At 62.1% G+C, this 13951-nt stretch carries 12 protein-coding genes and 2 pseudogenes; 8 read left to right on the top strand and 6 right to left on the bottom strand.

The annotated features are described in order from the left end of the window. Positions 1-66: 66 nt before the first annotated feature. Positions 67-306, bottom strand: a complete 240-nt coding sequence (locus tag HNR07_RS33840) for a GntR family transcriptional regulator (RefSeq protein ID WP_184371079.1) — start codon at positions 304-306, stop codon at positions 67-69. A gap of 522 nt (positions 307-828) precedes the next feature. Here HNR07_RS33840 and HNR07_RS33835 point away from each other — a divergent pair. Beyond that, positions 829-1179 (top strand): hypothetical protein, encoded by a 351-nt coding sequence (locus HNR07_RS33835; RefSeq protein ID WP_184371076.1) that lies wholly within the window; start codon positions 829-831, stop codon positions 1177-1179. 59 nt (positions 1180-1238) lie between these two features. On the opposite strand, the gene HNR07_RS33830 is transcribed toward HNR07_RS33835, so the two are convergent. Further along, positions 1239-1742 carry a hypothetical protein gene (locus HNR07_RS33830; protein WP_184371073.1) on the bottom strand — a complete coding sequence of 168 codons (504 nt, stop codon included), beginning with the start codon at positions 1740-1742 and terminating at the stop codon, positions 1239-1241. A gap of 1221 nt (positions 1743-2963) precedes the next feature. Here HNR07_RS33830 and HNR07_RS36300 point away from each other — a divergent pair. The 3 genes and pseudogenes from HNR07_RS36300 to HNR07_RS33825 all read left to right on the top strand — a co-directional run. Further along, positions 2964-3119, top strand: a pseudogene (locus HNR07_RS36300) (IS1634 family transposase); the annotation flags it as partial. 111 nt (positions 3120-3230) lie between these two features. Next, a pseudogene (locus tag HNR07_RS36260) lies at positions 3231-3503 on the top strand (transposase family protein); the annotation flags it as partial. 208 nt (positions 3504-3711) lie between these two features. Then, positions 3712-4548, top strand: a complete 837-nt coding sequence (locus HNR07_RS33825; RefSeq protein ID WP_246420624.1) for an ISAs1 family transposase — start codon at positions 3712-3714, stop codon at positions 4546-4548. Positions 4549-4814: 266 nt separating this feature from the next. Here HNR07_RS33825 and HNR07_RS33820 read toward each other — a convergent pair whose 3' ends face one another. From HNR07_RS33820 to HNR07_RS33810, 3 genes are all read right to left on the bottom strand, one after another. Beyond that, positions 4815-5180, bottom strand: a complete 366-nt coding sequence (locus HNR07_RS33820; RefSeq protein WP_184371031.1) for a hypothetical protein — start codon at positions 5178-5180, stop codon at positions 4815-4817. A gap of 267 nt (positions 5181-5447) precedes the next feature. After that, the gene (locus tag HNR07_RS33815) at positions 5448-5822 is read right to left on the bottom strand and encodes a hypothetical protein (protein ID WP_184371027.1); all 375 of its coding nucleotides are present in this window, start codon (positions 5820-5822) and stop codon (positions 5448-5450) included. A 509-nt stretch (positions 5823-6331) separates the two neighbouring features. Beyond that, positions 6332-8086 carry a colicin E3/pyocin S6 family cytotoxin gene (locus tag HNR07_RS33810; protein WP_184371024.1) on the bottom strand — a complete coding sequence of 585 codons (1755 nt, stop codon included), beginning with the start codon at positions 8084-8086 and terminating at the stop codon, positions 6332-6334. 660 nt (positions 8087-8746) lie between these two features. Between HNR07_RS33810 and HNR07_RS33805 the strand changes: the two genes are divergently transcribed. Continuing rightward, entirely contained in the window at positions 8747-9994 is a 1248-nt protein-coding gene (locus HNR07_RS33805) for an IS701 family transposase (protein WP_376769986.1), read from the top strand. 60 nt (positions 9995-10054) lie between these two features. Here the strand turns inward: HNR07_RS33805 and HNR07_RS33800 are convergent, their stop codons facing one another. After that, positions 10055-11125, bottom strand: a complete 1071-nt coding sequence (locus tag HNR07_RS33800) for a TIGR04222 domain-containing membrane protein (protein WP_312894085.1) — start codon at positions 11123-11125, stop codon at positions 10055-10057. 711 nt (positions 11126-11836) lie between these two features. Between HNR07_RS33800 and HNR07_RS33795 the strand changes: the two genes are divergently transcribed. The 3 genes from HNR07_RS33795 to HNR07_RS34535 all read left to right on the top strand — a co-directional run bounded on the left by HNR07_RS33795 (position 11837) and on the right by HNR07_RS34535 (position 13793). Next, positions 11837-12124, top strand: coding sequence for a hypothetical protein (locus HNR07_RS33795; protein ID WP_184371019.1), 288 nt, complete (start codon positions 11837-11839; stop codon positions 12122-12124). Positions 12125-12281: 157 nt separating this feature from the next. After that, a complete protein-coding gene (locus HNR07_RS33790) occupies positions 12282-13259 on the top strand; it encodes an OmpA family protein (RefSeq protein ID WP_312894053.1) in 978 nt (325 codons plus the stop codon). Between the two features lie 12 nt (positions 13260-13271). Next, on the top strand, positions 13272-13793 hold the full coding sequence (locus HNR07_RS34535) for a hypothetical protein (RefSeq protein WP_221319017.1): 522 nt from the start codon (positions 13272-13274) through the stop codon (positions 13791-13793). The last annotated feature ends 158 nt before the right edge of the window (positions 13794-13951 follow it).

Genomic DNA, 13951 nt, shown 5'->3' with positions numbered 1-13951 from the left:
CGGCAGGGTCACCACCCAGCCTTCCTCATGGAGAAGGGCGATAGCGCGCCTTGCCATCTCCCAAGATCACTCCAGGGGGAGAACGAAGACTCCCATCCCCCGAACCGTCTGCACGCGCCCCTCGTCCTTCAGCACCTGCACGGCTTTGCGCAGTGTGTCCCGGGCAGCGCCGAACTCGTCTTCTAGCTTGACCAAGGAAGGCAGAGCTCGCCCTGGTGGGATCTCTCCGCTCTCGATGCGCGCACGTAGATCGTTGGCGACCTGGATGTAGGGCGGAACTGGGGATTCGCGGTCGATAGCGGGCATAGAACGAACCTAGCCAGCCATCCATGTCTTTCCATAGCTACCCACAGGGGTAGTCAGGGGTAGTACACCTAGCTATGATGTGACCTTGACCAACTCATGAAGCGGCCCGGCGGTGCTGCGAACACCCCGGGCCCGGCCAACCTGGTGAAAGCAGGTAGACATGCTTACCCTACTAGGGCTCTTTGCCGTGCTCGCACGGCTTTTCCGGCCAACGCGCGGCGCTCACACCACCCCGTTCGGCTACCTCTGGGAGCTGGGCGCCGAAGCCCGGCGCAACCGGTCCCGTCGGGTGCGGCGGTACGTGGAGGAGCTCGCGCCCTCCGAACACTTTGAAGCCACTTCCCCGGCACCGACGCCCTCGACTCCCGAGCCCCGGCCCCCCGCAGCTCCCACTCCCTCGATTCCGGCACCTCGGCCACCCGTCGAGGACACGCTCAACGGGGACTACCCGCAAGTCGCGATCGTGCGCGGCCCCTACCGGGCTTGGGAGGCCCGGCAGTCCGCTCTGGTGGGGGTGGCCTGATGAACGAGCACACCGAAGCACTCGCCACGCGGCTCACCCAGCTTCTCAACGACCCCGAAACCTGCGCTGACGCGGTCATCCGGCTGATCTCCGCCAAGGCGGTCTTCAGCTACCTCGACGACGCCCTGCGCGCCGGTGACGACCTGCCCAACCGCTGGAGTGCCCGCAACGGCCACCTCTGCGAGTTCCACGAGATCACCGACCACTACGACGCCCTCTCCGAGGCCCTGCGGGAGACCGGTGAACACTTCACCTGCTGGCGCGCGATCGCCAAAGCCCGGGACAGGTGGGCGCTGCTGAAGGCCGCCATGGTCTCCGGTTCTCCGCTACCCGAACCCTGGAAGCGCTGAACCCCGGCTCAGCATCAACCCCGTGGCCCCGCCGGGAACGGTTCCCGGCGGGGCCACGGTCAGTGGCCCTCTGTCCGCCCTTCCTGTTCCCGGGTGGCGATGCGGTCTAGTTCCCTGCGGGCCGGGCCGCTGAGGGGGATACGCCGCCACCACCAGTTCTCTGCGACCCGGCCCTCCACCTCGGGTTCGGCGAGGGCCAGACGCTCGGTGTCGTCCTCCTCCGTCAGAGAGCGGAACCGCGCGTCGACGTCGGCCAGGGCCGCGTCCACTCCCGCAGTCCGTTCCGTGCCCAGAGTGGTGATGCCCCGGTCGACGAAATCACGCAGCACCAGCGCGGTCACGAGGTCGTGGACGCCGCAGGCCGAGGGGTCGGAATCCGCTAGTTCGAGATCCTCCCGGAGTCGGCGGACGTGCGTGTGCCAGGCGCCGAGCAGGCCCAGTAGGCCGAACTCGTGACCGGTGGGGATTCGGACCGGGAACTGTTCGAGCCGGTCAAGTTCCCCGGGGGCGAAGTAGCGGAGAAACCACTCGCCCGCCTCTGGTTCCGCTGGTTCCGCGGCCATGGGAATCCTCCTCGGTTGGGTCGGGACAGGGTTTCGGACGGATTGGCGGGCACCAACCGCGGTCTGGGGTACTCTGGGCTCCTTGATCACCTTGTCGCGGCCGGTGATCCGCGCCTTCTCAGCAATGTGCGCAGTGGGGAGCTGCTCTCCGCTTCACCTCCCACCCCCTGTCTCTTACGCAGGTCACCCGCTCCGCCGGTTCACAGTTCGGTCATACTCCACCGGAAGAACCCTCCGGGCCATCGGGTCTGCGGCCCTTCTCGTTCGCAGGTTATGCGGCCGCTGCATCTTTTCCTATGCGTCAGTCGCATCAGAGACATCAATGCGAATTTCTGACGCCAGCACCTCTCCGCCAGGGGCCGACCGGAACCTGATCGCGAGCCCGTTTTCAGCGCTAGAAAGGACTTCACAGGAGGATCCGGGCACGATTCGGGCAGCACGGACGTGTTAAGGTTCCGAATCAACGACCTGATCGCCCGTCGGCCATGGATGAGACCTTATCTCTTTCACGAAAACAGCCCCCGCCCCGTAGCTGTGGGTGTACAAATGACTTCGGAGGGGATGCACGACCTCGGGCGCTTGGGAGGGGGTCCGACGTACGTGCCTCAAACGCCCTCTTGAAGAAACTCGGTTCACCTCGCTAGGGAACTTAGGGGGAGCTCCCGGCGCTCCGACCGAGACGCTTCGAGGGCAACTTGGTGCGGCCGGCCGCGCTCCGGCGCAAGGTTGGCCGCACCACCTCCACCGCCCCACCACGACAGCCGCTCAGCGGCGCGCTCTCACTCTTCGGGCTGCTCGTCGACCACAGCCCAGCACAGCGATTCCCCAGAGGTCAGCTCCAGCCGGAAATTCGCAAACCCCAACACCACACCGTCGATCTCACCGACGCGGTTTCGGATCGGCGTGACCGAAGAAATCTCACCGGCCCCCTCACCTAGAGGGCCCGGCAGCACCGCGAACTCCCATGACTCGGCAGGCCACGCCCCGCCAGGCAGTCTCGGCCAGGACCCCCGTGCCACCCCGAGAGTCCAGTCCGTCCCGTTCCAAAGCAGGACGGACGCCCCTTCCGCCATGACCAACTCGACTCTTTAACCTCATTTGTGCCACTTGTGAGCAGCCCCGTGAGGAGTAACTCGCTGACCTGGCCTGACCGTGTCCACCAAGAGTGCTCGGGGTGACTAGTCCGGGCAACGGCCACAGGGTGCTCGGGTCACATCGTTCATCCGGAAGGTCTCCACACCCTCAGGCTCGCAAGCCGACCAGACCGTCCATAAGAACGGCCACCACCTCGAGAGCATCAAGCACATCGACTCCGCCCACAACGACGCTGAACTGGCCGCGCTGATGGGGATCGTCCACGTGCGCCTGCACCCAGGGCCCCGGAGTTCTCGCGTTTTGTCGGGGAAGTAACGAACGCCGAATCTGAACCGTCTGCGACGGGTATATCCGGGTTCTGACATGAAAAAACGGGCACGGGCCTGAAGGATCATGGAGTTGTCGAGACACCACTATCCGCAAGGCTCCGTACCCGCTGTGTCATCATCTCGCGTCCAAGACGTTCTCACAACCGATCCCACCGAACCGCTCGCCCCCGACCTGATGGACCACCTGACCACCATCGACGCCCCCCGCCACCCACGCGGCCTCCGATACCCCCTGACCACCCTGCTCGCCCTGTGCGTGTGCGCTCTGACCACCACCGGCCACAACACCACCACAGCCATCACCGAATGGGCTCACAACGCACCCCCACCCATCCTCCTGCGCCTGGGGCTTCCCACCTGCCCCTTCACCGGACAGATCCATATCCGGAGACGAGCGCACCCTGCGCGAGGTACTCGCCCGGGCCGACCTGTCCGCCCTGGACACCCGAACCGGCCCACCACCCACACCCCACAGTGCGGCCCGCACCCCCGCCGGGGCACCCGAACGCGAACACCGCCATACCCACCGCACCCGCCAATGCCAGATGCCACCCCCACGGCTACGCCACACCGCCTACGCCGTGGACGGCAAGACCCAGCGCGGCGCCCGCCTGCGCAAAGGCCGCTCTTCGACCTCGATGTCCTTCCACGCCGCCCGCCACCACGACGCCGCCGTGGCCGCCTGCACCCAGCTGGGCAATAAAAAGGGCGAAACCAGCGCCTTCACCGCCCTGCTCGACCAACTCCACGACACCGAGCTCCAGGGTGCGATCATCACCGCCGATGTCCTGCACACCGTGGCCGACCACGCCACCTACCTCTTGAAACGTGGCGCCCACTACCTGATCTATGTCAAGGGCAACCGGCCCAGGCTGCACACCCAGCTGTCCGCTCTGCCCTGGCTGCAGATACCGGTGGCCCATACCCAGGGCCCCACCCACGCTCACGGACGCGAAGAACACCGGTCGGTGAAGGTCACCGCCGTGACGGGCCTGGCCTTTCCTGGGGCGCGACAAGTGGTGCGCATAGAGCGCCACCGCCGCGAGCACGGCAAGGCCAAGGGCAGCCGCGAGGTCGTCTTCGCCGTCACCGACCTGGACGCCCACCAGGTCTCACCTGCGGAGCTGGCGGCCCACGCTCGAGGTCATTGGACGGTGGAGAACCGGGTGCACTACGTGCGGGACGTGACCTTCAGAGAGGACGCCCGGCGCACCCGGAGCGGGACCGCCCCGGTGGTGTTGGGCTGTTTGACCGACATCGTCCGCCAGAGGTTGAACGCCGCGGGTTGGAAGAACACCCAGTCCGGGCGCAGAGCCCACACAGACAAGGACAGAGTTCTCGACCTGCATGGCATCAGGCGGACCCAGCCCGTATGGATCTAAACCGCGAGAACTCCGGGCCCTGCGCCTGCACCCCGGACAACAGATCCTGGACCTGGACATAGGCTCGGCGCCTTCGGCGGAACCCGAGACCGCATCCCGCAGCAGTTCCAGCATAGGCGGTACACAGGTCGTGAGCACCCGCTCCGAACTGCTGTGGAACACCCTGGAGGATGCCTAATCTTCAGCGAAATCGGAGAAGATAAGTGCAATCAAGAGGCCACATAAGCGCAAGCGTGCCTGTCTCGACAGCACACGCCCTTCGAAGCTCAAGAGCCTGGCTCCGCAGTCCCCCGGCGATGTCCCTGCCTCGCCCGCGCGTACCGCCATGACGAGGGGAAACACAATGGGATCGCAATGAGCAGCGTGAACGGAATCGCCTGCAGGACCCGCGGGCCAGCGGAGAGAAAGTACCAGAAGTTCAGCACCACGATCATGGCGCACAACCCCGCAATCGCGTAAAGCACCGCCCTGCCGCCTCGACTCAATAACAGCCCGCAAGCCAGAGCTGCGATCCCGGGAAAGGCCAGCCACAGCGCCAGCAACGCGTCCCAGACCCCGAACAAATGGATGTTCTCCCACCAGATCACACTAGGCAGCATCAACAAAGTCCATGTCGGCATCAGGAAGAGCATGACCCGTTGGATCCGCAGCTGCAGTGGCATCTTCGGAGCGCTGGCCAGCGAAGGCACCCCGCCGCTATTCGGGATTGGAGGTGAATCCTCTGACCGCCTCAAAGGCTCCACATGCGAGTGTCCTAATCGCAGCGGCCCTTGCTGGGGGCCCACCGGCCAGGGCGGCCCCGAGGCTGGCGTACCGAAGGGCATGGAGTTCGGTGGCGGCGGAAGGGAAGGGTGTTCAGACATCACTGCCTTACCAGAGGGGAGGTAGACACTAGCGGTTCAGGCACCGGACCAAGAAACCGCGAAGAACTCACGAGACGTGCGACGCAGTACCAGCACCAACCCAAAGATCGGGAAGAGCAATCCGATAAGTCCTCCCAAGTCACCATTAAAGAATCGGTTGATCTGCAGAAAGATCATCACGCTGTACAACACGATCAGACTGATTCGGATCCACTTGGCCCCGGACTTGATCTTCGCGGCCAGAACCGCCATAAAGGAACCTAGGGCAAAGTAGGGGGAGGCATACCCGATCCCGAACGCTCCACCCCCGGTCTCCAGGATCAACATCAGACCGTTGCCGATCATCATCACAAACAGAAACCACAGTAGAACCCGCTGTACTCGAACTGCGAGCGGAAGCCTGTTCTTCATCAAGTACTCCATGGGGGATTGTGGGGAGGATGCGGTGAACCTCAGGTTCGCTCACCATCCGCACCCTACTTCTCGTCCTTCTCCAACTGGACAAAGAGGCTTCCCCTGTCCAGGATCATCACGATGAACAGGGAAAAGAGCGAACGGCCAGGCGAGCGGGGCAGCCCAGAAGCGCGACTCCAGCGTGACTAACCAGCACACCCCTGAGTCACAACCCTTCGCATCTGGTGCCATCAAAAGAAATGGCGACAATCAGCTATTTCACGAAGAGGGGGGAGCCTCTCGACCAAGGGCATATTCGAAATCTTTGAGAAAAAGTTTAAAACCAAACCGAATCGAAAGATCCACAAGGGAAGATTCAGAAATATCATAAATATCCCCCCACCCCAGATCTTCCAACCCCAGATAGCGCGCCACCTCAGAGTCAGAAATCCCAGTCAACCTATGGCGCACGCGGTATTTACCCGATTCTCGATCAAACCCGTGCAAAACCCACACCCATTCACACACTAACATCCCCCTAGCTTTCTCCCTCGAACAGGGAGACCTTTGTTTCCGGGGAGTCGATTGCCGCTATCCGGATCAAACTCCCCCATGTGTTTAGCATTCTTCTTTTTGTTGGTCCACATTTCAACTGTTCCCATTTTTGCATCCCATTCCAGAATCCTTCCATCCGGCAATTCCCAGCGATCACGACGACCTCCACCCCCTCTCACATTGGTACCCTTGCCAACATATTCTGCGTCAGGGAAACCAGGAAGCACTTTTCCCTCAGGCGCAGGCTTGTAACGACTCACATTGTGAACGAGGACCGGAGTGTCCCCCGCCAACACATAATACGTATTGATATCCTGAACGGTCAAGTTATATACCGTGGTCGACTCTTCCCACGACTTAACCCCAGAGACCTGCACCAGCGTTTCCTCGGGAGTGAGCAACCACATGCCCGGAGCTAAATCGACCGCGTTAACCCAGGCATCCCGCTCTGGAGACCAAAAGGGATGACCGCCAGTGGCGATGATGGCATCGCCGAGCACCACCGGACCCGGACGTCCGACTGCCCCTTCGAGTACCCCCTGTTCGAGGGATCCAGCCCCGATCTGGGTAGTGGTGTCCACGGTGATCTCGACCATCATCTTGACACCCGACCCGATGATCGTGTCCGAAACTTCGCGCGGCCCCTCCTCTCCGGTTACGGGATCGGTGGCCAATACATGATCACCGACCTCAACCAGCTCGATGGGCTTCGTCGTACCATCCGCAAGAACAATCAGGGTCCCAGGAGCAAAACTGTTGGTGACACAACTGGGCCCTCCTCTGCTTTCGCCCGTGGGCGCATTTGAGTTTCCTCCGATGATCCTGAAAGGCTTAAGAGGCGCCCCGACCATTCGCGGTATCCAATACCCGGAATCCTTCCAAAACGGACCATGGCGCTCACTAATGTTTTCCCTGTTGCGCTCGGGCGTGGACCAAAAGTCACCCGCCATATCCTTGACACTGCCCCAGGGATCACTCAGCAGGTTTCCTACGCCCTCTCCAGTTTCACTCAAGGCCTCCCTCTGTTCGTCATAACTACAAAAGAACCCAAAGTGGCACGCGGTATTTTTAGAATCCTCATAAACCTCTACAGCACCCTGCGCCACCCCGCCACCGAAATAGCAAATATTGTAAGCGATTTCCCCACAATACCAATTGTAGTCACCGCGATCCTCGAACGTAAATGCCGATCCATTTCCCCAAAAATCACCCCAGGACAACGTTTGTTGGACGCTGAAGTCATCACTGCCGTTCCACACAGCCGGTGTAGCACCACCCGCGTGCTCCTCGGGATTATAAGGGGCGGGTTCAAATTCGAACGGTTCTGGCAAACCTGGATCCGGAATTCCCTCAGCACTATCGGTTCTGCCCTTTTCCGAAGTGCCGGGACCGACACCTCCGCTAGAGCCATGCTCCGAGAAGTCTGACTCTCCGGTTTCAGGGGAGTACGACCCTTCTCTCTCCGGGGCCGCGCTCTGCGAAGAGTCTGGCCCTCCCGTCCCCGGAACACCCGGGCCTTCGGCCCAGGGGACATCCGGTCCCGCACCGTCGGAAGAGACACCTTCCCCGTTCAGCGCGTCATCGACCGCCCCCGCGATCCCGTCACTGACCCGGCGAGGGATCCCTGACACGAGCAGGGTGGCGATTACGGCACCCACCAGCGCGATGACAGCGGCGTACTCAATAAAGGAAGCCCCTCGGTCAGAATCATGGATACGGCGCAGCATGCGGGAGTTCCACTCGGTTGGGATGGCAGGGTTCAGCGGAATTCTAGAGACCGCGTTAGACACTCACACCATCGCCGCCTGGCCGAATGTGGCCAAAACCAACGCCAAGGCCGTTGAACTGCACGAATAAGATAGAGACTCAGATCACTTTTCCGCACAGGGAGAGAAATACACACCTTCCCGAGAGCTTCTGGCCGAGGCCATCAGGTTTTCAGTGCGCTTTTTCCCCTGAAAGCACAGGCCAGGAAAGGGGCTTCCTGGTCAAGCCAGCGCTCATCCTTGGAACAGGGGTTGCGCCGTGTGCGCGGCAAGGGCTGGAGGCATGGATTGTTGACAACACGCTTATCCCTGTGCTCGGCGCAAGACCACATGTCCGTTCTCTTCGGCTGAGTGCAATGGCACTGCCTGAACACTCAGACAGCGTTCTGAGCAGTCAAGGGCAGCACCAACCCGCGATAGAGACTAGTACTCCAGTTGGACTTCCGGTTTGAGTAACCATGGTTGGGTTCGTGGTGGTTCGGCACCGTTCCGCCCCGCTGATCTGGCCGTTTCCCCCGCACACGAACGGCCACCGCCCGATCATCGATGGTTGTGAAGACAACGAAAAAGCAGGCGGCGGCCGCAGCCACCAGCCTAGCGGCCCAGCACTGGCCGCACCTGCTGAACGAACTCACCGCTTCTGTCATCGACCCCCACCTGGCCCGGCCAGAGACCCGCAGCACCGCGCACGACCTGATCGCTGCCCTGCTCACACCACTGACCCGCAAGAACTGCTGGACCCTGGCCGAGCACGCCGGCCACCCCGCTCCCCACCGGATGCAGCACCTGCTCCTGCGGGCCCGACTGGACGAACGAGCACTGGCCACCGCCCTGCGCAGCTACATCGTTCGTCATCTGGGCACCAACGACGTGGTCCTGGTCGTGGACGAGACCGGCGACGTGAAGAAGGGAACGAGCACCGTCGGCGTGGCCCGCCAGTACCCGGGCACCGCTGGAAGGATCGAGAACTGCCAGGTCGCGGTCTACCTCGCCTACACCACCCCGACCGGGCACGCGTTGATCGACCACCGCCTGTACCTGGCCCGAGCCTGGACCCAGGACCCCGCCCGGCTCGCCGCGGCCGGGGTACCCGACCAGAGGAAGTTCGCCACCAAAACCGAACTGGCCCAGCAGATGATCCACACCGCCCTGGAACACGCCCGGAGCGCCTGGGTGGCTGGCGATGAGGCCTATGGCCGCAACCCGCACCTGCGCGCCTACCTGGAAGAACACCGCACGGGGTACGTGATGGCCATCGCCGCCACCGACCGCCTGCCCACCCCGCGCGGGCCAGTCGCGATGAAGGAACTGGCCGTGCTGCTCCCCGATGAGGCATGGCACAAGCTCTCCGCCGGGCCGGGTGCCAAGGGCGAGCGCTACTACGACTGGGCGCTCATCGACGACCGGGCGGATGAGGCCGGAGTGTGGTGGGTGCTGATGCGCTGCGGCCGCTCCACCGGTGAGCTGGCGTTCTACCGGTGCTATGCCCCTGCTCCGGTACCGCTGGCCCGCCTGGTGGCGGTGGCCGGGCGCCGGTGGCGGGTGGAGGAATCCTTCGCCCAGGGCAAGGGTTTGGCCGGTCTGGACGAGCACCAGGTGAGGACGTGGACCTCCTGGCACCGGTGGAGCTTGCTGGCGATGGTCGCCTACGCGTTCCTGGTCGCTGTCCGGGTCCGGGAGGCCCGACACCATCGGGGCCGTGACGGGTTGGTGGCCCTGGCCTGCAACGAGATCGCCCGCCTGCTGAACGCTCTGCTCGCCTCTGGCTCCGGCTCGGAACACGTGCTGGCCTGGTCGGTGTTCAGACGCGCTCACCAGGAACAGGCCCGGATGTGTCACTACCGGAGACAGGCAGCGCAGGAATCATGACAAAACGGAAGTCCAACTGGAGTACTAGAGGATAGGAATCAATAGCTCACAAAGAGAAGGTCAGGCACCGCTATCTCCGCCGCCACTGGAATCGCCGCTTGAGGAACCGCTCCCACCCAAACCTCCGCTGTCCCCGCCCACTGCGCAGAGGTCGGCGATCTGGCACAGGCTGTTCCAGTCGAGCTCGAAGCCCTCCCGCGGTTGCGGGGTCTCCTCCCCCACTCGGTGGGGGCTTTCCTCGACCACCTGAGCTGAACCCGTGTGAGTCACCACCCGCACGGCGGCATCGCTGTCGCCGACGCGCTCGCGCTGTCTCGGCTCGGCGGCCTTGCCCATCCGGCCGAGTCCGACCACGGCCGTGTAGTTCAGGGCCACCTCACGAACCATCGCCCGCCCCTCGGCGCCGCTGATCGCGTACGTGCTCTCCGCCTCCCGGGCCAGTTCCCGCCCGGCGATGGTGCTGGTGGAGGTCTTCCGGCCGCCCCGCGCCAGGTACAGCCCCAGGGCGAGACCGCTCACCGCCGCGAGTACGCCACCGAGCACGGTGAGCGCGATCATCCACTCGTTCACCTCCTGGGCGTTCATGAGTACCACGCCCGCCACGGTCAGGCCCCAGCCCGCGTAAGAGAGTTTCTGTGCGTACCAGCCGCCGTCGTGGAAGTCGGCCAGCACCTTGACGAGCTCACCGAAGTGCGCGATCAGCCGGCGTCCCGCGAGCTTCTCCCGGACCCGGTCGATCCCCCTGCTGAACGTGGCGGTCTGGATCATCCCGCGCGCGGTCAGGCCGGTCCGGTCCTTGAACGCCTTGACCAGATCCCGGCGAACCTGGTCCTTTTCGGTGACGTAGGCGTTGGAGGGGCCGACCAGGGTGAAGAACCCGCCGCGCGCCTGGCGTCGGATACGACCCGACAGGAACAGATCCATGAGCGCGACCTCACCGACCCTCGTCGTACCGCCCACCAGGTAGGCGAGCTCAGGCGGGGTGAGGTCCTCCGGCTCCGGCTGACGCTGAGGGGAAGGAACGGCGGAGAGCGCCACGCTGAGCGCCTTGCCCGCCTTGGCCACCTTGAACAGCGGGAGCGCGCCGACGGCCAGCCCGAGCAGAGCCCCCAGGAGGGGAATGAGCAACACGGCGTCCAAGTTCGGACCTTTCTGTCAGATCGCCCGCGGGGGCAGTCCGGGAGGAGTGGGTGGGGGGAAGTGGCTGAGACGGGGGACCACGGTTAGGGCAAGGGCCCCGCTGCCCCTGCCAGCGAGCGACGCATGTTCGGGAACAGGAAGAGAGGACGGGAAGACCGGGGAATGAAGTTGTGCCTACTAGCGCACGAAAACCCCTGGTCGGCGCGCTCTTTCCGCACACGAATCCAAGGATCCGGCTCGGGAGGTACGGTAGGACTCGATGTTCGAAGTGGTGGACAGACTCGTACGCGAGCCAAACAATTCAACACCATGAGCACGACAGTCCCCCAGTCACCTGGGCGTTTACACCCACCCATGGCGTTCATCGAGGCCACATGCAATCATGGTGACCTGTCGAACACCGATCGTTCCCCCGGACGGCTGAATCGTGTACGCGCGCCACTACGCAAACCGGCTTTCACCTGGGCATACGCTCGAGCACAGCGAATGCACTGGCTTAAGCAGGGGATCAGGCTACCCAAGACTCATGGCCACAACCGGCCAGATCAAGGGCCCCATGCATCATTGTCTCCAATAGTGGAGTTTCATAGTCCACAGACCACCTCATCCCCTGACCACGGGTGCCCAAGCATCAGACCTGGCAGCGCGTGCAACGTATTGAAGCGAACACATATATCCCTCCCCCAACAAGGAGTTGACCTTATGAAATTCACACAGAAAATCTGGGCGAAGATGAGCCGCCTGATCATCTCGAAGAAATCTCGAGAGAGGGACAAGGGAGCCGGGTTCGTCGAGTACGGCGCCCTAATCGTCTTCGTCGGGCTCATTGGCGCTGCTCTTGTGGGTACCGGAATCGCTGGGAACATCGCCCAGGCCATCGACACAGCGGTTACCAATGCTATGGACCCAAAGGGCAGCGGTGGCGGTGGCGGGGACGGGGACGGGGACGGGGACGGGGACGGGGACGGACCCTGGTGGCAATCTAACTAGAGGCCCTCAGGAATAAATCCGAAAAACATATAAGGATAGCACCGGACGCCGAATAAATAAGCATAACAACCAAGGCAGTCAGAGGAACAGGAAGATCTTGACCCCAAATAAACCCCTTCCAAGAAGAGTAGCACCCTGGACAACCTCAGCCCTAGTTGTGCTACTTCTTTCCTCTGGCTGCGTTGTCGGCCCCGAAGAAACCCCTGAGGACCCAGGTGAGGCAATTCCCGACTCCGAACCACCGGAGGCCGCCACACAGCACCCGGAAGGGGACCATGAGAAGGTTCTCGCCAGCTCGGCATCGACTTCCACTGATATCGGTTCGGATCTGAAAATTGACATCCATGCACTGGAGAGAGTCGATAAAGATTTTCTCCGGCTCAGCATCGGAGTCACCAATAACTCGGATTCAACATTCAACCTCCGCTACGGCCTCGCGAGAATTGGTGCCCCTCTTACCGCGAGCGAAGTCACCCTTGTCGATGGCGTGAAGCAGCAGCGATACCTGAGCTACAAACTCAGGGATGGATCCTGCTTTTGCAACGCACTCGATGGCCCTCTCGCAAGCGGTTCAAGTGAAACTCTATGGGTGATCTACCCCGCACCCCCGGAGAATCTGGACACAATGACAGTCGTCACCCCACTGACAGCACCCATGATGGATATCCCCATCAGCGATTCATCCGAATCCATTGAAAACGTCGACCTCACTGAACCCGAGATTATTGATTTTATAGGCATCTCCGACGACACCGAAAACCAGACTGGCCGCACTGAGGCAGGGGAACAAGTCAGCATCATCCTTTCCTCGGATGTTCTCTTCGAGACCAATAGTTCCGATCTCAATAGCCATGCCCAAGAGATCCTGGAGCAAGTGGCTCAAGAAATCGATGATGCGAGCGCTTCAACGATCTTCATTGATGGGTACGCGGACAACACTGGAAATGATTCCATCAACATCCCACTCTCCAAGGAGCGCACCGATAGCGTAGAATCTGTATTGGCCAATCTCATCACTCGAGATGACATATCTTTCGAGTCTGAGGGCCATGGATCAGCCGATCCGATCGCCAGCAATGACACCGAAGAAGGCCGCGAGCGCAACCGTCGAGTCACTGTTACGTTCGAGAAGTAGGGGCTGCATTACATGATCAAATTTCGAGCATTCGCCATCACCCTACTCGGAGCAACCCTGCCTTTTGCCACAGCCTCGAGCGCTTCAGCTCTACCCCTTCCGAAAACGGATGAACTGAGCTCCCTTGGCTCCGCTGAGTCGAACCATTCTAATAGTGAAAATCTCTCGGTCGAAGCTCACGCAGCCGAACGAGGCGATTCCTCGCTCGTCTCTGTAACCTGGAGCCTAGAGAACAACAGGGAGAGCAGAATCATCTTCAACTGGCCCTCAGGAACCACTTATATGTACGGCAATGCACTCCACTATTCGGGGGTCACCGCACATTCTCCCAGTGAGGGCACACGCTTTCATCCGCTTATGGACGCCAACGGGGATTGTTTTTGCTCTGGCGTCACTTCGGTTGATTTCAAAAAGGCGATCGATCCAGGACAGAAGGTCGCCTACTGGTCGATGTTCTCCATCCCAGACAACGTCGACACCATCGATCTGGAGATCCCGGGTTTCGAGCCGATCGAGGACATCCCCATCTCCTGACCTTTGAGCACGTCCCGCTCCCCCACACTCCTGGCACCTCTGGAGGCGGAGTTGTCCACCCCCCACGCTCCCGAGCTCGGAGACGCTCGGCGAACCTCGTCCGACCGGCCCCCCAGCCGTACGGATGAGCGCGACCGACCGCCACGGGTCACGACATG

The sequence above is a fragment of the Nocardiopsis metallicus genome (assembly GCF_014201115.1).
In the GTDB taxonomy this organism is placed as follows: Bacteria; Actinomycetota; Actinomycetes; order Streptosporangiales; family Streptosporangiaceae; genus Nocardiopsis; species Nocardiopsis metallicus.
Note: the sequence above shows the minus strand (reverse complement) of the source record. Positions and strands in the feature narration are given on the sequence as shown.